This is a genomic window from Kitasatospora sp. NBC_01560, from assembly GCF_045208415.1.
Lineage (GTDB): Bacteria > Actinomycetota > Actinomycetes > Streptomycetales > Streptomycetaceae > Kitasatospora.
The window spans coordinates 2,837,235-2,858,503 of record NZ_CP109364.1 but is presented as its reverse complement, the minus strand read 5'-3'; the positions used below and the strand labels follow the sequence as shown (position 1 = coordinate 2,858,503).

The following is a 21,269-nucleotide window of genomic DNA, read 5'->3' as shown; positions in this document are numbered from 1 at the left end:
GCGTGCGCCCTCCCCGGGGCGACGGCCCGGGTCCGCCGCCGGGTCCTCGCCGGGCTGGGTGCGGCGACGGGCCGGCCGTACTGAAACCGCATGCACGCGGAGCAGGAAGTCGGCCGGCCCGACTTCCTGCTCCGGGGCCCTCCCCGCGAGGGGCGCTCACTCCTGCCGGAAGACCAACCGCAGCACCGTGCGGGCCAGTTCCTCCACGTCGCCGTCCGCGCTCTCGGGCAGGGCGCCGCTCAGCCAGAGGCCGGCGAACCCGTGGGCGAGCGACCACGCGGCGATCGTGGTCGCCCGGTCCGGCGCCTCGCCCGGTGCCAGCTTCCGGGCGCTGGCGGCCAGGACGGCGCCGGCCCGCTCCCGGGCCGTGGCCATGCCGGGGTCGTCGGTCCGGTACAGCTCGGGCCGGAACATCACCTCGAAGTACGGGCGGTGGTCGACGGCGAACCGCACGTACGCCACACCCGCTCCGTACGGGTCCCCGGCCGCGCGCTCCAGGCTGTCCGCGAACAGCTCGAACCCCTCGGCGGCCACGGCCGTCAGCACGCCGGTCTTGTCCCCGAAGTGATGGGCGGGCGCGGCGTGCGACACCCCGGCCCGGCGGGCCAGCTCGCGCAGGCTCCACCCGGACGGGCCGGACTCGCTGATCGCCTCCAGGGCCGCGTCGAGCACGGCGCGGCGCAGGTTGCCGTGGTGGTAGCTCGGCTGGTCGTTCTGTCCCACCGGTGCTCTCCCGTCGTTCGAGGTCTCGCCCCCAGTGTATCTAGGCATTGACAAGATTGCCCGTCTGCGCCAATCTTGCCAGTGACAAGATTCAATGATTCGGAGGACGGGATGATCCCGCTCATCGCCCTCGTCGGCGGCTTTGCTGTACTGCGACTGCTCGGCTTCCTCGTCTTCGACGGCCTCGACGCCTGGCAGCCCGCCCTGCGCGGCGGCCTCGCACTGCTCTTCGTCACCACCGGGATCCCGCACTTCGTGCCGTCCTGGCGCCGCGACTTCGTCGGGATGGTCCCGCCGGCGCTCCCGCGGCCCGAGCTGCTGATCACGCTCACCGGTGTCCTGGAGCTGGCCGGCGCGGCGGGCCTGCTCGTCCCCCCGGTCGCGTCCCTCGCCGCCGCCTGCCTGGCGCTGCTGATGATCGCGATGTTCCCGGCCAACGTGTACGCGGCGCGGAACGGGCTCAGCCTCGGTGGCAAGCCGGTCACGCCGCTCCCGGCCCGCACCGCCCTCCAGGTGGTCTTCGTCGCGGCGGCCGTGGCCGCGGCCCTCTGAGCCGAGCGGTACACGCAGCCGGGGAGTGGCGCGTCGGGGAGTGGGGAGTCGGCCGGTCCGGCGTCCCGCTCCCCTTTCTGTGGGTGAGGTTGCCGCGGCCGAGGGGTGACCGGCCGGCGGTCGGCAGGCTCCCCGCTCGCGCGGGTGCCCTCGGCCTGCCTTGCTGTGGCAACCCGAGGGCGCCACGATCAGGGCCGCCGGTCCGTCGGCGGGCGGACGGGGGCGGACGCACCGATCAGGAGAAGATCACCGACCGGAACCCGGTGAGCAGGCCCAGCCTCTTGCCGGGGAGCATCACGATGTAGTCGTCGCCGTCGCAGCCGGCCGACCGGAAGATCGTGGCCGTGGAGTCGGTGAGGTTCTGGGGGGAGTGTGCCGGCACGAGGTCGGTGGCCTCGGGCACCTCGATGCACTCATCGTTGAGCGGATCCAGCAATGTGTGGCTCTTGCCGAGAGGTCCCCGGTACTGGAACTCGCCGACGGCCGCAGGGGCGGAGGTCGGTACCGAGAGGGTGATCGGCAGGGCTCCGGCCGCAGCGATCACGGTGTCGCGAAGGCGCATGGTGCTTCCTCGCTGACAGATTCGCCGGAGGATCCGGCTCGTCAGCGATTCCCTGCTTCGCCCGTGGTGGTGGCCGCGCGCCGGATCGGGGTGGAAGTTCACCCGGGTGGCCCGCTGCGCGGCCGATCCGGCCCACGCGTACGCGGCGGTGGCCGGTCGTTACAGTGACCGGATGAGCCAAGAACAGGTGTTCCTGCGTCCGGTCTCCGAGGCCGATCTCGCGCTGCTCGAAGCGCTGTTGGCCGATCCGGACGCCATCGGCCCGCTCCAGTGGTACGGCTGGTCGGATCCGGGGCGCCTGCGGCGCAAATGGGCGGAGAACGGGCTGCTGGGGGAGGAGCAGTCCCAGCTGGCGGTGGTCTCCGGCGGGGAGTTCCGCGGGTTCGTCGCGTGGCGGCGCAGCGCGGTGGTGCCGGCCGCGCCGTACTGGAACGTCGGGATCCAGCTGGTGCCGGGCGCGCGCGGCCGGGGGATCGGCACGGCGGCCCAACGCCTGCTGGTGGACTACCTGTTCGCGCACTCCCCGGTGGTCCGGCTGGAGGCGGACACCGAGACGGGCAACCTCGCCGAGCAGCGGGCCCTGGAGAAGTGCGGCTTCACCCGGGAGGGTGTGCAGCGCAGCCTGGTCTTCCGGGACGGGCAGTGGCGGGACATCGTCCGTTACAGCCTGCTCCGCTCGGACCCGCGGCCGGCGTAGTCGCAGCTGCCGGGCGGCTCACTGCACGACGAGCGTGCCCTTCATGCTGGGGTGGATGTCGCAGTGGAACGGGTAGGTGCCGGGGGCGGACGGTGCGGTGATCGTCGCCGACTGCCCGGTGGCGAGCACGCCGGTGTCGAACTCCTTGCCGGCCGTGGTGGCGGTGAGTGTGTGCTCGGCGCTGTCCTGGTTGGTGACGGTGATCGTCGCGCCGGGTGCCACCGTGAGGTTGTCGGGGTGGAACAGGAAGTCCTGGATGGTCACGGTCAGTTGGCCCGCAGGTGTGGAGGCCGCCCCGGACCCGGACGACGAGGCGGTGGCGGTGGGCGAGGACGGCACCGATGCCGAGGCGCTCGCGGTACTGCTCCCGCTCCCGCCGCTGGAGCAGCCGACGCCGCCGAGCAGCAGGCAGGCGGCCGCCGCGACGGCGAGCGCGGTGCGCCGGGCGGCGGCTCGCCCGGCCGGGGCGAGGGCACGGGTGGGGGAGGCCTCGGTGGGCATGGGCGCAGCTCCGCTCTCGGCAGGACGCACGGGTTGACGGTTCGTCAGCGTAGTGCCGGGAGTGCGGGGGGCCGGTGACCGCCGCGACCTCGGTGGGGTTTTCCTCCGGAGCCCCGTGACTGCCCCGCCCGCTCCCGGGCCTCAGCCGCCTCAGCCGCCGCAGGCGTCGAGGGCCACCTCCGGGGCGGCGGGCTCGGGGCCGGTGGCGGGGTCGCGGGTGAGCAGGTAGCGGGCGCCGGGGCCGGCGGCCGCCGCGCGGTCGCCGGCGTTGTAGAGGGCGCAGCGGGTGAGCGAGAGGCAGCCGCAGCCGATGCAGCCGCCGAGTTTGGCCTTCAGGCGTTCGAGTTCCGCGATCTGCTCGTCGATCCGGCTCTGCCAGGATCCGGCCACGGAGTCCCACTCGTCGCCGTTGGGGGCGCGGTTCTCGGGGAGGCGGTCGAGGGCGACCCTGGCCTCGTCCAGGGAGAGGCCGACCCGCTGGGCGGCCCGGACGAAGGCGATCCGGCGCAGCGTGACGCGGGTGTAGCGGCGCTGCCCGCCGGTGGTGCGGGTGGCGTGGATCAGGCCGAGCTTCTCGTAGTAGCGCAGGGCCGAGGTGGCGAGGCCGCTGCGCTCGGAGAGGCGGCCGATGGTGAGCAGGTCGTGCCGGCTCGGTGCGCCGGCGGTCTCGGGTGCGGGCATGCGGTCACTCTAGCGGCTTGACTTGAAGCTGACTTCAAGTTGCAGGATCGTGGGCATGACGACGCAGACGGAGCACGCTCCCGCCGCGACCACGTTCGCGGACCTCCCGGGCCTGATGGGCCTGATGACCGGCGCCGAGAAGCACGGGCCGGCCGCCACCTCCACGCTGGACGCCCTCTGGGTGCTCTACGACCGCGTGCTGAGGGTCTCCCCGGCCACCGCGGGGGACCAGGGCCGTGACCGGTTCCTGCTCTCCAAGGGCCACGGCCCGATGGCGTACTACGCGGTGCTCGCGGCCAAGGGGTTCCTCGACCCGGCGGTGCTGTCCGGCTTCGGCGCGTACGACTCGCCGCTCGGCCACCACCCGGACCGCATGCTCGTCCCCGGGGTGGAGATCGCCTCCGGTTCGCTGGGGCACGGCCTGCCGCTCGGGGTGGGCACCGCGCTCGGGCTGCGTGCCCAGGGGCTGACCGGCCCGGCGGTCTGGGTGCTGCTCGGGGACGCCGAGTTCGACGAGGGCTCGAACCACGAGGCGGTCGCCTTCGCCGGCGCGTCCGGGCTGGACCGGCTGCACGCCGTCGTCATCGACAACTCCTCGGCCACCCACGGCTGGCGGGGCGGCATCGCGGCGCGGTTCGCCGCCGAGGGCTGGTCGGCCGAGGCCGTGGACGGGCGCGACCACGAGGCGCTGTACGCGGCGTTCACCGCCGCGCACCCGGGCCGCCCCCACGTGGTGGTGGCGCGGGTCGAGCCGAAGAACTCCTGAATCCCGCAATCGACGGAAAGGCAAGGGCTTCCTCCCATGGACACGATGCGCGAACGGTTCATCGACGTGACCACCCGGCTGCTCGACGACGACCCCCGGCTGGCGCTGGTGCTCGCCGACATCAGCGCGGCCGGCTTCACCGGCGCCGCCGGGAGCCACCCCGACCGGGTGATCAACGTCGGCATCCGCGAGCAGCTGCTGATCGGCGCCGCGGGCGGCCTGGCACTCACCGGGATGCGGCCGATCGCCCACACCTTCGCCAGCTTCCTCATCGAACGCCCCTTCGAGCAGGTGAAGTTGGACCTCGTGCACCAGGGCGTCGGGGCCGTCCTGGTGAGCGCGGCCGGCTCGTACGACTGGCCGGCCGGCGGCCGCACCCACATGGCGCCGGGCGATGTCGCGCTGCTGGACACCCTGCCGGGCTGGACGGTGCACGTGCCCGGCCACCCCGACGAGGCCGAGCAGCTGCTGCGGCACGCCGTCGCGGACGGCGACCGGAACGTCTACGTGCGGCTCTCGGAGCACCGGAACGCCACCGCGGTGCCGGTCGAGGCCGGGCGGTTCACCACCGTGCGGACGGGCAGCAAGGGCGTGGTGCTCGCCGTCGGCCCGATGCTGGACGCCGTGCTGGCGGCGACCGAGGGCGTGGACGCCACGGTGCTCTACGCGGCGACCGTGCGGCCGTTCGACGCGGCCGGGTTGCGGGCCGCGGTCGGCGCCCGGGCGGACGTGGTGCTGGTCGAGCCGTACCTGGCCGGGACGTCCGCCGGCGAGGCGCACGCGGCGCTGAACGACCGGCCGCACCGGGTGCTCGGCCTGGGCGTGCCGCGCGAGGAGCACCGGCACTACGGCTCGATCGCCGAGCACCTGGCCGCGTACGGCCTCGACCCGGCCTCGCTGCGGGACCGGATCGGCACCTTCCTCTGGTGACGCGGCCCGCGCCGGCGCGGCCCTCGAAGGGGGCGACGGCGCGTCCCGACGTACCTCCCCGCCCGCACCGGCCCGGCGCCGTGGTTCACACCCGGACGATCGCCACCGACTCCGCGCCGAGCCGGGCCGTCGCCCCGTCGAGGGTGCAGCTGCCGAAGGCCGCCACCACCTCGCGCCCGGCCGCCCCGAGCGGCAGCGCGGCCGCGGAGCCGGCCAGGTTGACCGCCACCCGGTACGGCCCCCGGTGCACCACCAGCTGCCGGGCCGCCTCGTCGAACTCCACCCGCACGGCCGCGAGGTCCGGGTCGGTGAGCTCCGGCCGGTCGCGGCGCAGCCGGATCAGCGTCCGGTACCAGGCGAGCAGCGCGGCGTGCGGGTCGCGCCTCGGCTCGGTCCAGTCGAGGACGGAGCGCAGCACGGTCGCCGGCGCCTGCGGGTCCGGCACCTCCTCGGCCTGCCAGCCGTGTTCGGCGAACTCCCGCCGCCGGCCCTGCCGGACGGCCTCGGCGAGACCGGGGTCGGTGTGGTCGGTGAAGTACTGCCAGGGGGTGGTCGCGCCCCACTCCTCGCCCATGAAGAGCATCGGGGTGAACGGCGAGCCGAGCACCAGGGCCGCCCCGCAGGCGAGCCGGCCGGGGGAGAGGTTCGCGGAGAGCCGGTCGCCGAGCGCCCGGTTGCCGACCTGGTCGTGGGTCTGCAGGTAGCCGAGCAGCCGGTGGCCGCCGGCCGGGGGGAACGGCCGGCCGTGGCTGCGGCCGCGGAACGAGGACCACGTGCCGTCGTGGAAGAAGCCCCGGGTGAGGGCGCGGGCGACGGCGGCGATCGGGGCGCGCGCGAAGTCGCCGTAGTAGCCGCCGGATTCGCCGGTGAGCGCGGTGTGCAGCGCGTGGTGGAAGTCGTCGCTCCACTGGGCGGCGAGCCCCTGGCCGCCGGCCTCGCGGGGGGTGGTGGTGCGCGGGGAGTTGAGGTCGGACTCGGCGATCAGGAACAGCGGCCGGTTGGTGGCGACGGCCAGCCTGTCGACCTCGGTGGCGAGTTCCTCCAGGAAGTGGACGGCGCGGTCGTCGGCGAGGGCGTGCACGGCGTCCAGCCGCAGGCCGTCGATCCGGTAGTCGCGCAGCCAGGCCAGCGCGCTGCCGATCAGGTAGGCGCGGACTTCGTCCGAGCCGGGCGCGTCGAGGTTCACCGCCGAGCCCCACGGGGTGTGGTGCCGGTCGGTGAAGTAGGGCCCGTACGCGGGCAGGTAGTTGCCGGACGGCCCGAGGTGGTTGTGCACCACGTCGAGGACGACGCCGAGGCCCTTGCGGTGGGCGGCGTCGACGAAGCGCTTGAGCCCCTCGGGTCCGCCGTAGGGCTCGTGCACGGCCCAGAGCGAGACCCCGTCGTACCCCCAGCCGTGCTTGCCGGGGAACGGGCAGACCGGCAGCAGTTCGACGAAGTCGACGCCCAGCTCGACCAGGTGGTCGAGGCGTTCGGCGGCCGCGGCGAAGGTGCCGGCGGCCGTGAAGGTGCCGACGTGCAGTTCGTACAGCACCGCGCCGGGCAGCGGGCGGCCGGGCGGGGCAGGCTGCGACCAGCGGAACGCGGCGTGGTCGACGGCCCTGCTGGGCCCGTCCGGGCCGTGCGGCTGCCGGGGGGAGCGCGGGTCCGGCAGGGGCGGTCCGCCGTCCAGCCGGAAGGCGTAGTCGCCCGCGGGCGCCGTGCCCTGCCACCAGCCCGGCCGCGCGGCCTCCCGGGCCAGCGGGTGGCGGGCGCCGTCCACCTCCACCTCGACCCGTTCGGCGGCGGCCGGGGCCCAGACCTCGTAGCGGGTCACGCCGCCCTCCGAAAGGCCGTCGAGGTGTCCGGTGCGGTGCGCGGTACGGCGTCCGGAGGGGTTCCCGGCAAGGTCATGTCCCGCCCTTCCTGGTCAGCAGTGCCACCGGGGAGGCGGCCAGCAGCTCGGCCACCGGCACGGGGCCCGCCGCGAACCGGCGCCCGGTCAGTTCGTCCCGCCACCCGCCGGCGGCCGGCAGCTCCAGCACGGTGTCCCGCCAGCCGCCGGCCTGCTCCAGGCCGTACGGCAGCCGGGTGACCGCCGTGACCACGTCGCTGCCGCGGGCGAAGGCGAGCAGGTGCCGGGAGGAGAGGTCGGTCGCGGGCAGCGGCCGGTATGCGCCCAGCGGGCGGGCCCGGCGCAGGTGCAGGGCGGTCGCGGTGAGGTGCAGCTTCTCCCGGGCGAGGTCGCCCGGGCGGGGCGTCGCCGCGTCGGTGAGCCGGACGGCGAGCGCGCCGAGGTCCACCACGCCCCGGTTGTCCGGGTCCACCAGGGTGCGCAGCGGCTCCTCGCTGCCCTGGTAGAGGTCGGGCACCCCGGGCACGGTGAGGTGCAGCAGCGCGGCCGCGAGGGTGTTGGCCCGGGCGTACGGCGCGAGCGCGGCGACGTACGCCCCGATCCGGGCGAGCAGCCCGGCATCGCCGTACACGGTGTGGACGCGGTCGGTGAGGGCCTGCTCGTACGCCGGGTCGGGGGACGTCCAGGAGGTGCGCAGCTTGGCCTCCCGGGCGGCCTTGAGCAGGGCGGTGACCAGCCGGTCCGCGGTGAGCGGCCAGGCCGCGAGCAGGGTCTGCCAGAGCGTCCAGTCACCGTCCGGGTCGCCGCCCGGGCCGGCGGCGGCGGACCACGCGGCGGCCTCGGCGGCCCAGGCGTCCGGCTGCTCGGCCAGGACGGCCAGCCGGGCGCGGGCGTCGGCGCTGCGCTTGGTGTCGTGGGTGGAGAGCGCCGTCATGGTGGCCGGCCAGTGCTCCTCGACGTACCGGCACCAGCTGTGGAACTCTTCGGGGGGCACGCCGGGCCGGGCCGGTTCGCCGCCGACCTCGTTCAGGCTCAGCAGCGCGTTCCAGCGGTAGAAGGCGGTGTCCTCGACGCCCTTGGCGGCGACGGCGGCGGCGGTCTGCGCGAAGCGCACGCAGAACTCGTCCTTCGCGGGGCTGCGGCCGAGCCGTCCGAGGGCCAGGCCCGCGACCAGCCGGTCGGTCGGGTCGGCGGAGCCGTCGAGCGCGGCCCGCAGCTGCTCCGCCGAGGCGGCCGGCGCGGGCTCGCCGGGCCGCACGTACGGCCGGTACCCGGGGTAGCCGGTGAGCAGGCGCTGCAGGGCGTCGTGCAGCTGCCAGGGCGCGTGGTCGGCGTGGTCGGGTTCGGCGGTGCCGATCCGGACGGCGAGCCGGACGAGTCGCTCGACCTCGGCGGCCAGCTCGCCGCGCGGCCCGGTCATGCCGGCCCGCCCGCGCCGGGCGGCCGCCTCGGCGGGGTGCGCGGCTTCGGTCGTGGCCCCGGCGGCCCCGGCGGCACCGGCGGCCACCGGGCCACCGGCCGGGCGCGCGGCCGCGCCGGTGAACCGCTGGTAGCGCTCCGCCAGCCGGTCGGCGCCCGCGCGGTCGGTGAGCACGCCGTCGATCCGGCGCAGCGCGTCGTACCCGGTGGTGCCGGCGCAGGGCCAGTCGGCGGGCAGCCGCTCCTCGCCGGTGAGGATCTTCTCCACCACTGTGTAAGCGCCGCCGGTGGCCGCGGCGAGCCGCTGCAGGTAGCCGCGCGGGTCGGCGAGGCCGTCGGGGTGGTCGATCCGGAAGCCGTCCAGCACGCCGTCGCGGTGCAGTCGCAGCAGCACGCCGTGGGTGGCCTCGAAGACCTCGGGGATCTCGGCCCGGACGGCGATCAGCTCGTTGACGGTGAAGAAGCGCCGGTAGTTGAGTTCGGTCCGGGCCAGCCGCCACCAGGCGAGCCGGTACCACTGCCGGCCGAGCAGCTCGGGCAGCGGCAGCCCGGCGGTGCCGGGGCGCAGCGGCAGGGCGTGGTCGTGGTAGCGCAGCACCTCGCCGTCGACGACGAGGCGGTCGAGCTCCGCGCCGAGCCGGTCGCCGAGCAGCGGCAGCAGGACGCGCCCGCGCCCGGGGGCGTCGGCCGGCCCGGGCTGGGCGGCCCAGTCGATGTCGAACCAGCGGGCGTACGGCGAGTCGGGCCCGTCGCGCAGCACCTGCCAGAGCGGTTGGTTGAGCTGCTCGGGGACGGGGACGGCCATGTGGTTGGGCACCACGTCGGCGATCAGCCGCAGGCCGCGGCGGCGGGCCGCGGCGGCGAGGGCGCGCAGGGCGGGTTCGCCGCCGAGCTGCTCGCTGATCCGGCCGTGGTCGACGGTGTCGTACCCGTGGGTGGAGCCGGGGGCGGCCTCCAGCAGCGGGGAGAGGTGCAGGTGCGAGACGCCGAGGGCGGCCAGGTAGGGCACGGCCGCGGTGGCGTCGCGCAGGGTGAAGCCGGGCTGGAGCTGGAGCCGGTAGCTGGACGTGGGGGCGGTAGCGGCCGGGCGGGGCTGCGCGGGCTCGGCGGCGGAGGTCATGTGTCCATGAGTACCCGCGCGAGCCCGCTGCCAAGACCCGTTGCTGATCCGAACAGGTGACCGCGGGGGTGCTCAGGCCGGTCGTTGCAGCACCATCAGCGAGCGGTCGGTGAGCCAGAGGGTGTCGCCGGCCTTGACCCGTGCGCCGGTGCCGGGGGCGGGCAGCCGGGGCCGGGCGGTGTCGACGACGACCTGCCACTCCTGCCCGTGGTCGGCCGGGACGGCGAACTCCAGCGGCTCGAAGTGCGCGTTGAACATCAGCAGGAAGGAGTCGTCGACGATCCGGCCGCCGCGCCGGTCGGGCTCCGAGATGGCGTAGCCGTTGAGGAAGACGGTCAGCGACTTGGCGTAGCTGGCGCCCCAGTTGCGTTTGGTCATCTCCTCCCCGCCGGGGGTGAACCAGGCGATGTCGGTGAGGTTCTCGTAGCCGCCGGCGGAGGGCGGGCCGGCGACGGGGCGGCTGGAGACCGGGCGGCCGTGGAAGAAGCGGCGGCGGCGGAAGACGGGGTGGTCGCGGCGGAGCCAGATCATGCCCTGGGTGAACTCCAGCAGCCGGGCCTCGGGGCCGTCCCCCTCGGGCCAGTGCACCCAGGTGAGCTCGTTGTCCTGGCAGTAGGCGTTGTTGTTGCCCTGCTGGGTGCGGCCGAGCTCGTCGCCGTGGGAGAGCATCGGGACGCCCTGGGAGAGCATCAGGGTGGCGATGAGGTTCCGCTGCTGGCGGGCCCGGAGCTCCTCGACGGCCGGGTCGGTGCTGGGCCCCTCCTCGCCGCAGTTCCAGGAGCGGTTGAACGATTCGCCGTCCCGGCTGTCCTCGCCGTTGGCCGCGTTGTGCTTGTCGTTGTAGGAGACCAGGTCGCGCAGCGTGAAGCCGTCGTGGCAGGTGACGAAGTTGATCGAGGCGATCGGCCGGCGGCCGTCGTCCTGGTAGAGGTCGGAGGAGCCGGTGAGCCGGGAGCCGAACTCGGCCAGGGTGGCGTTCTCGCCGCGCCACAGGTCGCGGACGGTGTCCCGGTACATGCCGTTCCACTCCGTCCACAGCGGCGGGAAGTTGCCGACCTGGTAGCCGCCCTCGCCGAGGTCCCAGGGTTCGGCGATCAGCTTGGCCTGGGAGACCACCGGGTCCTGCTGGACGAGGTCGAAGAACGAGGAGAGCCGGTCCACCTCGTGGAACTGCCGGGCCAGGGTGGCGGCGAGGTCGAAGCGGAAGCCGTCCACGTGCATCTCGGTGACCCAGTAGCGCAGCGAGTCCATGATCAGCTGGAGCACGTGCGGGCTGCGCATCAGCAGGCTGTTGCCGGTGCCGGTGGTGTCCTCGTAGAACCGCTGGTCCTGGGCGAGCCGGTAGTAGGAGACGTTGTCCAGGCCGCGCAGCGAGAGGGTGGGCCCGAGGTGGTTGCCCTCGGCGGTGTGGTTGTAGACGACGTCCAGGATCACCTCGATGCCGGCCGCGTGCAGTGCCTTCACCATCGACTTGAACTCCTGCACCTGCTGGCCGCGGTCCCCGGTGGAGGAGTAGGAGGAGTGCGGGGCGAAGAAGCCGACGGTGTTGTAGCCCCAGTAGTTGGCGAGGCCGAGGTCGCGCAGCCGGTGGTCGCGGACGAACTGGTGCACCGGCATCAGCTCGATCGCGGTGACGCCGAGCTTGGCCAGGTGCTCGATCACCGCGGGGTGGGCCAGGCCCGCGTAGGTGCCGCGGATCTCCTCGGGGATGCCGGGGTGGAGTCTGGTCAGGCCCTTCACGTGGGCCTCGTAGACCACCGTGCGGTGGTAGTCGGTGCGCGGCGGCCGGTCGTTGCCCCAGTCGAAGTACGGGTTGATCACCACCGAGTGCATGGTGTGCGGCGCGGAGTCCAGGTCGTTGCGGCGTTCGGGGGCGCCGAAGTGGTAGCCGTAGACCGACTCGTCCCAGTCGATCGTGCCGCTCATCGCTTTGGCGTACGGGTCCAGCAGCAGCTTGGCGCTGTTGTGCCGCTGGCCGAGGCCCGGGTTGTAGGGGCCGTGGACGCGGAAGCCGTACCGCTGGCCGGGCTGGATGCCGGGCAGGTAGGCGTGCCGGACGAAGGCGTCGGTCTCGCGGAGCTCGACGGCGCTCTCCGAGCCGTCCTCGTCGAGCAGGCAGAGCTCGATCCGGTCGGCGCTCTCCGAGAACACCGCGAAGTTGGTGCCGGCCCCGTCGTAGGTGGCACCGAGGGGGTAGGGCTTCCCTGGCCAGACCTGCATGAGTTCTCAACTTCCTTGTGTAGAAGGGAAACTGACAGGTAGTCCGACTATCAGCCCGGACCCCGACGCTCTCTTCCCGGCGGGGTGGCCGGGCATGTGCGACGGTCGCGTACCGTGACGTACGGCACAATCCGCATACTCCCCGACGCTTTCCCCGACAGCGGGGCCATTCGGCGTGTGTTCGCCCGAACGGGTGTCCGGCGGGGTGTGCGGCAGGGCGCGCGGGGCGCACGGGGCCGCGGCGCGCGGGCGGGACCGGCGGGGCGGGGCCGGGCTCCCGTCGGCCAACGGGCTGCGGTCCGCTCGTGGCGGGGGATACCCTTGATCGTCCGGCCGCCCCGCACCCGTGGCGATCCATCAGGAGACCCGCCGGGCGCAGCAGCCCCGGACGGCCGGGAAGACCGGTCAGGACCAGCAGACCGGTCCGGGCCGGCGGACCGGACCAGACCAGCAGGCCGGGCGGACAACAGCAGCTCCGTCAGGAACCGGATGAGGAGGCGCATGGTGTTCCCCGCCGGCGGCCGTGGCGGTGGGCCCGGTGGCCCCGACCGGGGCAGCGCCCGCAGCGAGGCCCCGACGGTCGTCATGCGCCCCACCCTGACCGGCCGCGGCGCGCTGGTGCCCGCCCAGGGCGGCCCGATCGAGATACCGGCCCTGGCCTGGTCCGGCGCCGAGTGGGAGGACGCCTACCAGCGGGTCCGGCTCGCCGGGCGGGCGTACGTCTGGCTCAACCTCGTCGAACAGCGGCTGCGCTCGCTCGTCGACGAGGTGCTGCACCCCATCTACGCGCCCGCCCACGGCGAGGACTGGGTGACGGCCGCGGCCGGCCCGGCCGGCGAGGAGTGGGCCCACCGGGCCGGCGCCGTCCGCGAGGTCAGCCGCCGCAAGGGGTACCTGCTGGACCCGGCCGACGACGACCCGCTGGTCTTCCTCACCCTGCCCCAGCTGCGCGAGCTGATGGTCCAGCACTGGCCCTGCTTCGAGCCCTACCTCGCCGACCGGCGGGACATCGAACTGGCCCTGGACGAGCTGGAGGTCGCCCGGCACGTCGTCTCCCGCAACCGCGTCCTCACCCAGACCGTGCTCGCCCAGACCGAGCGCGCCGCCGCCCGGCTGCTCGCCCTGCTGGACGGCGGCACCGGCGGGGTCCCCGCCGACGTGGTGGAGTCCCTGGTGGCCGGCCGGTACGCGGACGTGGTCGCGGTGCACGCCGACCGGGTGCGGCTCCAGCGCGACCTGCCCGTGGAGGACCTGCTGGACGGTGCCCGGCGGCTCGACGCGCTCGGCATCGGTCTCGGCATGCTCTGCCAGAACTACACCGGCAAGCGGCTCGTCCGGCTCGCCACCGACGGCTGCCGGGTCCGGCTGCTCTTCCTCAACCCGGCCAGCAGTGCCGTCCGCCGCCGCGAGCGCGAACTCGGCCTCGGCCGCGGCGAACTGGCCCGCTCGATCGAGATGAACATCATGCACGTGCGCCGGGTCCGGGCCCGGCTGCGCGACCAGGGCGGCTTCGAGATCAGGGTCTTCGACGAGACACCGCGCTTCACCGCCTACCTGGTCGAGGGCCCGCGCCCGTCCGGCCAGACCGGCGGCCCCCGGCGCCAGACCCGCGACCTCGGCGTCGTCCAGCCCTACCTGCGCCGGGCCCGCGGCATGGAGTCGCCCGCGCTGGTGCTGCGCGGCGGCGCCGGCCAGCAGCCGGGCGGCAGCGAGGCCGGGCTGCTGGAGGTCTACCGCGAGGAGTTCGAGGGGATCTGGGGGGACTCCCGGCCGGTCTCCTGACCGGCGGCGGCTCCCGGGGCGGGTGAGGCCGGGCGGGTGCGGTGGGCCCGGTCCGGTGGGCCCGGCGCGGTGGGCCGGTGCGGTGGGCCCGCCCCCCGGAAAACCGCTCGCCGGTGCACCGGGAGCGGTGGTAGGACTGCTGCCGTGACCAGCACGAACGCCCCCGAGTGGACGCTGCGCGCCGTGACGGCCGCGGACGTCGAACCCGTCGCCGAGATCCGCGCCGACGTCATGCGCGCCGACCTCGAACGGCTCGGCCGCTACGACGCGCACCGCGTCCGCCAGCGGTTCCGGGACACCTTCTCCCCCCGCTGGACGTCCGTCGTCGAGGTGGACGGCGCCCTCGCGGGCTCCGTCACCGTCCGCCCGGACGGCGGCGGACGCCTGCTGGAGCACTTCTACCTCGCCCCCGGGCACCAGGGCCGCGGCCTCGGCTCGGCCGTCCTGCGTGCCCTCCTGGCCGACGCGGACGCCGCCCGCGAGCCCGTCCGCCTGATCGTGCTGCAGGGCAGCCCGGCCCGCCGCCTCTACGAGCGGCACGGCTTCGTCCTGGAGTCCGCGGACCCGGTCGACGTCGTGCTGGTCCGGCCGGTCCCGGCAGCCGGGCCCGGTGCCGGGGGCGCCCGGCCGGGCCGGTAGGCGCTGGCCCGGTGCACCGCGCGCGTGGTAGGGATAGCCCCCGTGATGATCACGGGGGAAGACGCCGTTCTACGGCTCGAACAAGTACACCGCAGTTACGGAACCGGCCCGGAGGCCGTGCACGCGCTCCAGGGGGTCGACGTCGCGTTCGCGCGCGGCACCTTCACGGCCGTGATGGGGCCCTCGGGCTCGGGGAAGAGCACGCTGCTCCAGTGCGGCGCGGGCCTGGACCGCCCGGACCGGGGCCGGGTCGTCCTGGACGGCACCGAACTGGGCGGCCTGACCGAGACCCGGCTGACCGTGCTCCGCCGCGAGCGCCTCGGCTTCGTCTTCCAGGCCTTCAACCTGGTCGGCTCGCTGACTGCCGAACAGAACGTCGGACTGCCGCTGCGTCTGGCCGGGCGCCGCCCCGACCGGGACGAGGTCCGCCGGGCACTGACCCAGGTCGGGCTCGGCGGGCGGGCCGGCCATCTGCCCTCCCAGCTCTCCGGCGGCCAGCAGCAGCGCGTCGCCGTCGCCCGGGCGCTGATCGCCCGCCCCCGGGTGCTCTTCGCCGACGAGCCGACCGGCGCCCTGGACAGCTCCAGCAGCCGGGACGTGCTGGCCCTGCTGCGATCGCTGGTCGACCAGGAGGGGCAGAGCACCGTCATGGTCACCCACGACCCGGTCGCCGCCGCGCACGCCGACCGCGTGCTCTTCCTCGCTGACGGCCGGCTCGTCGGCGACCTCGCCGCCCCGACCGCCCAGCAGGTCGCCGAGCTGATGACCGGCCTCGAAGCGGAGCGGGCCGCATGAGCTCCCTGCTGACCCTGCTGCCGGTCGCCACCGCCGGCCTGCGGCGCCGCAAGGCAGCCTTCGCCGGCTCCTACGTCGCACTCACCCTCGGCGTCACCCTGGTCGCCACCACGGGCGTCCTGCTGAACGACACCATGGGCGACGACTCCCCGCTCGGCGCGCCCTCGCTGCACAAGGTGCTCACTTTCGCCGCCGGAACGGCGGCCTTCGTCGCGGTCTTCGTCGTCGCCGGCACCTTCGCCTTCGCGGTGGCCCAACGGCGCCAGGAGACAGCGATGCTGCGCGCGGTCGGCGCGACACCCCGTCAGGTGGTGCTGCTGATCATGGGCGAGGCACTGGCGGTCGCACTGGCCGCCGTCGTCTCGGGCTGCCTGCTCGCCCTGCCGGCGGCTCCCCTGCTCGCCGCCTGGCTGGTCGCCCGCGGCGCCGCCCCGGCCGGATTCACCGCCGAGCCGGCCCCGCTCCCGCTGCTCGTGGCAGCCGCCGTGGGCCTCGCGGTGGCGCTGATCGGCGCGTTCACCGCCGCCCTGCGAGCCGGCCGGGTGCGCCCCGTGGAGGCGCTCGCCGAGGCCGCCGTCGACGGCCGGGTGATGACGCCGCTGCGCTGGGTCTGCGCCGTGCTCCAACTCCTCGGGCTGGCAGGGGCCGTCGGCTACTACCTGGCGGCACCCGGCCTCCCGGCGAGCCCCGGCGACCGGCCGGCCGACCCCCAGTTCGCTTCCCAGTGGGTGATGGCTGCCGACCTGATGGCGATCGTCACGGTCAGCCTCTTCGCCCCCCTGCTGGTCCCGGTCCTGCTGCGGGCGTTCACCTGGCCACTGCGCCACGCGGTGAGCGCCCCGGCCCTGCTCGCCCGGCAGAACGCGCTCACCGCGGTGCGCCGCACCGTCTCCACCGCCACGCCGGCCTTCCTGGTGATCGCCCTCACCGGCACGATGGTCGGCAGCACCGCGGCCTTCGCCGACGCCATGACCGTCCAGGGCCGGGTCACCGCTGCCGCGCGCTACATCCTGCGGCCCGCCGCCGCGCCGCTGCCGGCCGACGCCGCCCGGCAGCTCACCGCCGGACAGGCCGGCCTGAAGGCCACCGCCGCCACTCCGACGGTGATCACCGGGCTGGGCGCCGACACCGCCGCGTTCGCCGACCGCTCGGAGGACTCCGCCGCCTCCGCGCCCTCGGCCGCCACCGTCCTGGACGGCGACCTCGCCACGGCCTGGACCCTGCCTGCCGTCCAGGGCTCGGCCGCCGACCTGCACGGCGACGCCCTGGCCGCCTCCGACGACCAGGCCCGCGCCCACGGCTGGAGGCTCGGGGAGCAGGTCAACCTGCGTCTCGCCGACGGCACCGTGACGGCGCTCCGGCTCGCCTTCGTCTTCCGCACCCAGCTCGGCCTGGACGAGGTCCTGCTCGGCGGCGACACCGTCGCCGCCCACCTGGCCGGCGGCCGCCCGGGTGCCGTCTACCTCGATGCCGCGCCCGCCGCCCTGCTGGGCGGCGAGCTGACCGACGCCCGCCGGCCCGGCCCCGATCCCGGCGCCCGCTACGCCTGGATCGCGGCCACCACCATCCTCGGCCCGGCCCTGCTGTACGCGCTGATCGCGATCGTGAACACGATGGTGATGTCGGCCGCCGACCGCCGGCGCGACTTCGAGACCCTGCGGCTGGCCGGCTCGGTGCGCCGCCAGGTACTGGCGACGGTCGCCCTGGAGGCGGTGCTGGTGGTCGCCACCGCCACCGTCCTCGCCCTGCTGGTCACCGCGCTCACCCAGATCGGCACCACCGCGCTGCTCAACCACCGCATCCTGGCGGGCCAGGCCACCCTGGCCCTGCGGCTGCCCTGGACCGCGCTGGCCGCCGCCGTCGGGACCTGCCTCGTCCTCGCGCCGGCCGCCGGCCTGCTCGCCGGCCGGGCCGTCCTGACCGGGCGACGCCCCGCCTGAAACCCGCCCGACGGATCCCGCCGCAGACCGGGGCGGGATCCGTCGGGGACGCGGTAGGCCGGACGGATGGTGACCGGTGGGTATTCAGCCGATGGGGGCGGCCGGTACGGGCTTGCCGGCGCCCGGCCCGAGCACCTCGCCCCGATGCGCGACTTCCCCGGGGACAGCCTGCGCCCCACCGGCGGCGGGTACTTCTCCGTGCTGCCCGGCGTCCTGGACGGCGCCGACCGGCTCGGCCGGAGCCTGCTCGCCGGCGCCCGACGAGGAGCTGCGCCCCGCCCCACCGACCGGGTTGTCGGTGGGGCGGGCGATGATAGGGGCTGTTTCGACGAGCAGGACGGAAGGACACACCCCTATGAGCTGGTGGCAGCAGTCACTGGTCGGCTTCGACCTGGAGACCACCGGCACCGACCCGGCCGTGGACCGCATCGTCACGGCCGCCCTCGTGGACACCGTCGGGGCGCGCCGGCTGGGCGCCACCGACTGGCTGCTCGACCCGGGCGTCCCGATCCCCACCGAGGCCGCCGCGATCCACGGCATCGGCGACGACCTCGCCCGCAGCAAGGGCCGCCCGGCCAAGGAGGCGGTGGACGAGATAGCCGCGGCCCTGTGCGAGCGGATCGCCGCGGGCCGCCCCGTCGTCGCCTTCAACGCCCCCTTCGACCTCTCACTGCTCGATGCCGAGCTGCACCGGCACGGCCTCGCCCCGCTCGCGGAGCGGCTCGGCGGGCCGGTCGCCCCGGTGCTCGACGCCCTGGTCATCGACCGGGCCGTCGACAAGTACCGCAAGGGTTCGCGGACCCTCCAGCGGGTCTGCGAGGTCTACGGCGTCGAGCTGACCGACGCCCACGAGGCCGGCAGTGACGCCCTCGCCGCCGTCCGGGTCGCCGTCGCGCTCGCCGAGCGCTACCCGGCCGAGGTCGGCGGCGTCCCGCTCGCCGACCTGCACGCCCGGCAGATCGACTGGTACCGCGACTGGGCCGAGGGCCTGGAGGCCTGGCTCCGCCGCGGCAAGGACCCGCAGGCCGTCATCGACCCGCGCTGGCCGCTGCGCTGAACCCCGCCCGCACCGGCGGTCGAGCGGGCCGCAGGTAGCGGACGAGCCCCGGGGACGGCGGTGGCCAGGTCAGGAGAACTGCGGCCCGGGGACGGCTGCCAGGGCGGTGGCTGGGTCCCCGGGGTCGAGGGTGACCGCCATCGGGTCGCCGACGCGGGGCGGTGCGTCGACGGGGAACGCCTGGGTGTGCGGGAGCAGGAACTCCGGTCCGCCCGGGGCGGCGTACCGGACGGTGAGCCGGACGGCGGACCGCCCGCCGCGGGGCCGGCCGGCCCCGTGCAGCTCGGTGATCGTGCCGCGGACGGTCACGCCGTGCACGTCCAGCCGGGCAGTGAGGGCCCGGATGCGCCGCTGCTCCGCGTTCTCGCGCCGGATCCGGCGCTCACCGCGGACGCCCGCCACGAGGGCGGTCAGGGCCGTCAGTGCGATCGGGGCCGCCAGGCCCGGGTGGAGCGCGTCGTGGCCGGGGTAGGCGCCGATCAGGCCGAGGAGCAGGCCGGCGGAGGAGGTCAGGCCGAGCGGGAGGCGGTGCGGCCGCTCGACGTTGCGGGCCTCCGCCAGCCCGAGCGCGCCGAACATGGCCGTCAGCCAGAGCAGCAGGCCGGCGGTGAGCGGGAACACGACGGTGTCGCCGGTGCAGACGGTCTCCGGAGCGCAGGCGCCGGTCACGTACGCGCGCTCGTACGCGATGGCGGCGAGGGCCCCGCCCTCCAGGGCGAAGGCGCTCAGCAGGATCACCGTGAAGATGCGGGGGCCGCCCAGGCGGCGCTCGGTCGTCATGCGCGGATGGTAGTGCGCACCCGTCCCTTCTGTGGTCAACTGCCTTCATCCGCAGGGGATATGGCGGATGAACGGATCAGGTCGCGGGGAAGTCGAAGTGGTACCCCTGGGCGATCAGCCAGGGCAGCAGCTGCTTCAGTGCGGCGACGGTCTGGCTGCGGTCGCCGCCGCCGTCGTGCAGCAGGACGACGCCGCCGGGCCGCAACTGGCCCTGGACGGTGGAGACGATCGACGCCACGCCGGGGCGGGACCAGTCGCGCGGGTCGACCGACCAGCCGAGCGGCCGCAGGCCGAGCCCGGCGGCGATCCGCTGGTTGTCGGCGGTGAACCCGCCACCCGGGGCGCGGAACCAGGACACCGTGGTGCCCGCCCCGCCCGCCTGGACGATCTGCTCCTCGGCGTGCGCGATCTCGTAGCCGGCGCGGTCGTGCGGGAGCGCGCCGAACGGCTGCGGGTGGTCGACGGTGTGGTCGCAGAGCCGGTGGCCGGCCGCCACGATCCGCTTGACCGTCGCCGGGTTGGCGGCGGCCTGGCGGCCGATCTGGCAGAACGTCGCCTTCGCGCCGTACTGGGCGAGCAGGTCGAGCACCTGGCCGGTGGCGGGCCCGGGGCCGTCGTCGAAGGTGAGGGCGACCGTCCGGCCCCCGGAGGCGGTGGAGCGGACGACGACGGTGGACACCCCGCTCGCGGGCGGCGGAGGCGGAGGCGGCGCCGGGGCCGGGGCCGCGGTGCTCGGGGCGGGTGCCGGGGGCTGCGCCGGCGGCTTCGAAGGGGGCCGGGAGGTGCTCGGCGGCGGGGCGGCGGGCGTGGGCGGCTTCGGTGCGCGCGGTGCGGGGGTGGGCGGCTTCGGTGCGCGCGGTGCGGGGGTGGGCGGCTTCGGTGCGGACGGCGTGCCGGCGGAGGGCGCCGGCGCGGAGCTGCCCGGAGTGGAGCTGCCCGGGGCGGAGCTGTCCGGGGTTGACGGGGTGGGGGGAACGGTCGGGGCGGACGGGCCCGACACGGTGACGCTCGGCTGCGGCTGGAGCGCGCCGCTGGCGGTGCCGCAGGCGGCCAGGCCCAGGGCGGCGGCCACCGCGACGCAGCCGACGACCAGGCGGCGGCGCGGGGCGGTGGCGGAGGGGCGCTGCGAGGGGGTGTGCTCGGACATGGCTGCGGCTCCTCGGTGCGGAGGCGGGCGTCGACCCCTGAACCGGACCGCGCTCGGGCCGAGTTCAGTCCGACTGTCGTACAGGACGCCGATCGGACCACATCCGGTTGCGTTCCACCAGGGCGCGCGCCCGCCTCCGGTCCGGCCCGGGGGCCGACCTCCGAGCCGGCCTCAGAACGGGTACCAGCGCACGTCCGTCGCCCCCGCCCGCAGCGACTCCACCCGGCGGCGGAACTCGGCCGTCGCGGCCGCGTTCCCCGGCGTCCGCTGCGCCACCCAGGAGGCGCTGGCCGTCTCCCGGGCCCCGCGCAGCACCATGAACCCGGACCACTCCCGGACGTCCCAGCCGTAGCCCTCGGTGAAGGCCCGGTACTCCTCGGCCGGGACGCCGTAGCGGTCCTGGCTGAGCGCCAGCACCACCAGGTCGTGCTCGCGGAGGTCCTGCGAGAGGGTCTCCAGGTCGAGCAGCACGGGCCCGTCCGGGCCGACGTGGACGTTGCGCGGCAGCGCGTCACCGTGGATCAGCCCGGCCGGCAGGTGCGGCACGAGGCCGGGCAGCGCGGCGGCGAAGGTGTCGCGGCGGTCCCGCAGGAAGGCGACGTCGGCCGGGTCGACGTGCCCCTCGGCGGAGGCGAGCCAGCGCTCCACCGGGGCGAGGAGGTCGCGCCGGGCGAGCGGGAACGGCGGCAGGGGCAGCCGGTGCAGGGCGCGCAGCAGCGGTGCGAGGTCGGCGGACCGGGCCGGGCGGACGGCGGGGGCGAGCCGGTGCCAGAAGGTGACGGGGTGTCCGTGCGCGGACTGCGGTCCGGCCGGCACGCCGTCGTACGGGCGGACCACCGGGACGTCGTGGTCGGCCAGCCAGTCGGCGACGGCGAGTTCGTGGCGGGCCCGTTCGACCAGCTCGGGGCCGCGGCCGACCTTGGCGACCACGGCCGGGCCGGCGAGGTCGAAGACGGCGTTCTCGCCGAGCGCGAGCAGCCGGGCGCCATCGGGGGCGGGCAGGCCCGCGGTTTCGCAGGCGGCGGCGAGCAGCAGCCGGGCACGGGCCTCGTCGAAGAGGGGCATGGGGGAGTCCGTTCCAGGGGGCGGCCGGGGGCGGTGATCATTCTGGCAAACGCCGGCCG

19 protein-coding genes are annotated in these 21,269 nt (G+C 75.5%); 9 read left to right on the top strand and 10 right to left on the bottom strand.

Annotated features, from left to right (window positions below; genetic code table 11):
- Positions 1-156: 156 nt before the first annotated feature.
- The gene (locus OH807_RS12200; protein WP_406197489.1) at positions 157-723 is read right to left on the bottom strand and encodes a TetR/AcrR family transcriptional regulator; all 567 of its coding nucleotides are present in this window, start codon (positions 721-723) and stop codon (positions 157-159) included.
- Between the two features lie 111 nt (positions 724-834).
- Here OH807_RS12200 and OH807_RS12195 point away from each other — a divergent pair, with 111 nt between their 5' ends.
- The gene (locus OH807_RS12195; protein WP_406197486.1) at positions 835-1,275 is read left to right on the top strand and encodes a hypothetical protein; all 441 of its coding nucleotides are present in this window, start codon (positions 835-837) and stop codon (positions 1,273-1,275) included.
- A 235-nt stretch (positions 1,276-1,510) separates the two neighbouring features.
- Here the strand turns inward: OH807_RS12195 and OH807_RS12190 are convergent, their stop codons facing one another.
- Positions 1,511-1,837: a hypothetical protein gene (locus OH807_RS12190; RefSeq protein WP_406197483.1), complete on the bottom strand. Its 327-nt coding sequence runs from the start codon at positions 1,835-1,837 to the stop codon at positions 1,511-1,513.
- Positions 1,838-2,009: 172 nt separating this feature from the next.
- Between OH807_RS12190 and OH807_RS12185 the strand changes: the two genes are divergently transcribed.
- Positions 2,010-2,534 (top strand): GNAT family N-acetyltransferase, encoded by a 525-nt coding sequence (locus OH807_RS12185; protein WP_406197481.1) that lies wholly within the window; start codon positions 2,010-2,012, stop codon positions 2,532-2,534.
- Positions 2,535-2,552: 18 nt separating this feature from the next.
- Here the strand turns inward: OH807_RS12185 and OH807_RS12180 are convergent, their stop codons facing one another.
- Together OH807_RS12180 and soxR are read right to left on the bottom strand one after the other, a co-directional pair.
- The gene (locus OH807_RS12180) at positions 2,553-3,035 is read right to left on the bottom strand and encodes a cupredoxin domain-containing protein (protein WP_406197479.1); all 483 of its coding nucleotides are present in this window, start codon (positions 3,033-3,035) and stop codon (positions 2,553-2,555) included.
- 150 nt (positions 3,036-3,185) lie between these two features.
- On the bottom strand, positions 3,186-3,716 hold the full coding sequence (soxR, locus tag OH807_RS12175; protein ID WP_406197476.1) for a redox-sensitive transcriptional activator SoxR: 531 nt from the start codon (positions 3,714-3,716) through the stop codon (positions 3,186-3,188).
- A gap of 55 nt (positions 3,717-3,771) precedes the next feature.
- On the opposite strand from soxR, the gene OH807_RS12170 reads away from it, so the two are divergent.
- Together OH807_RS12170 and OH807_RS12165 are read left to right on the top strand one after the other, a co-directional pair.
- Positions 3,772-4,482: a transketolase gene (locus OH807_RS12170; RefSeq protein WP_406197473.1), complete on the top strand. Its 711-nt coding sequence runs from the start codon at positions 3,772-3,774 to the stop codon at positions 4,480-4,482.
- A gap of 36 nt (positions 4,483-4,518) precedes the next feature.
- Positions 4,519-5,412, top strand: a complete 894-nt coding sequence (locus tag OH807_RS12165; RefSeq protein WP_406197471.1) for a transketolase family protein — start codon at positions 4,519-4,521, stop codon at positions 5,410-5,412.
- 85 nt (positions 5,413-5,497) lie between these two features.
- On the opposite strand, the gene treZ is transcribed toward OH807_RS12165, so the two are convergent.
- From treZ to glgX, 3 genes are all read right to left on the bottom strand, one after another.
- Entirely contained in the window at positions 5,498-7,228 is a 1,731-nt protein-coding gene (treZ, locus tag OH807_RS12160; RefSeq protein WP_406197468.1) for a malto-oligosyltrehalose trehalohydrolase, read from the bottom strand.
- Positions 7,229-7,301: 73 nt separating this feature from the next.
- Complete coding sequence (locus OH807_RS12155) at positions 7,302-9,785, bottom strand: alpha-amylase family glycosyl hydrolase (protein WP_406197466.1); 2,484 nt, start codon at positions 9,783-9,785, stop codon at positions 7,302-7,304.
- Positions 9,786-9,857: 72 nt separating this feature from the next.
- Entirely contained in the window at positions 9,858-12,005 is a 2,148-nt protein-coding gene (gene glgX, locus OH807_RS12150) for a glycogen debranching protein GlgX (RefSeq protein ID WP_406197464.1), read from the bottom strand.
- Between the two features lie 501 nt (positions 12,006-12,506).
- On the opposite strand from glgX, the gene OH807_RS12145 reads away from it, so the two are divergent.
- The 5 genes from OH807_RS12145 (at position 12,507) to OH807_RS12125 (ending at position 18,218) form a co-directional block, all read left to right on the top strand.
- Positions 12,507-13,787 (top strand): SAV2148 family HEPN domain-containing protein, encoded by a 1,281-nt coding sequence (locus OH807_RS12145; RefSeq protein WP_406197462.1) that lies wholly within the window; start codon positions 12,507-12,509, stop codon positions 13,785-13,787.
- Positions 13,788-13,931: 144 nt separating this feature from the next.
- Positions 13,932-14,426, top strand: a complete 495-nt coding sequence (locus OH807_RS12140; protein ID WP_406197459.1) for a GNAT family N-acetyltransferase — start codon at positions 13,932-13,934, stop codon at positions 14,424-14,426.
- 45 nt (positions 14,427-14,471) lie between these two features.
- Positions 14,472-15,221 (top strand): ABC transporter ATP-binding protein, encoded by a 750-nt coding sequence (locus OH807_RS12135; RefSeq protein ID WP_406197457.1) that lies wholly within the window; start codon positions 14,472-14,474, stop codon positions 15,219-15,221.
- Positions 15,218-17,161, top strand: coding sequence for an FtsX-like permease family protein (locus OH807_RS12130; protein ID WP_406197455.1), 1,944 nt, complete (start codon positions 15,218-15,220; stop codon positions 17,159-17,161). Before OH807_RS12135 ends, OH807_RS12130 begins: the two co-directional genes overlap by 4 nt.
- Before the next feature lie 355 nt (positions 17,162-17,516).
- A complete protein-coding gene (locus tag OH807_RS12125; protein WP_406197453.1) occupies positions 17,517-18,218 on the top strand; it encodes an exonuclease domain-containing protein in 702 nt (233 codons plus the stop codon).
- 69 nt (positions 18,219-18,287) lie between these two features.
- Here OH807_RS12125 and OH807_RS12120 read toward each other — a convergent pair whose 3' ends face one another.
- The 3 genes from OH807_RS12120 to OH807_RS12110 all read right to left on the bottom strand — a co-directional run bounded on the left by OH807_RS12120 (position 18,288) and on the right by OH807_RS12110 (position 21,210).
- Positions 18,288-18,998, bottom strand: a complete 711-nt coding sequence (locus OH807_RS12120; protein ID WP_406197450.1) for a DUF3592 domain-containing protein — start codon at positions 18,996-18,998, stop codon at positions 18,288-18,290.
- Positions 18,999-19,074: 76 nt separating this feature from the next.
- Positions 19,075-20,145, bottom strand: a complete 1,071-nt coding sequence (locus OH807_RS12115; RefSeq protein WP_406197447.1) for a polysaccharide deacetylase family protein — start codon at positions 20,143-20,145, stop codon at positions 19,075-19,077.
- 171 nt (positions 20,146-20,316) lie between these two features.
- Entirely contained in the window at positions 20,317-21,210 is an 894-nt protein-coding gene (locus tag OH807_RS12110) for a phosphotransferase enzyme family protein (protein ID WP_406197444.1), read from the bottom strand.
- Positions 21,211-21,269 lie beyond the last annotated feature (59 nt).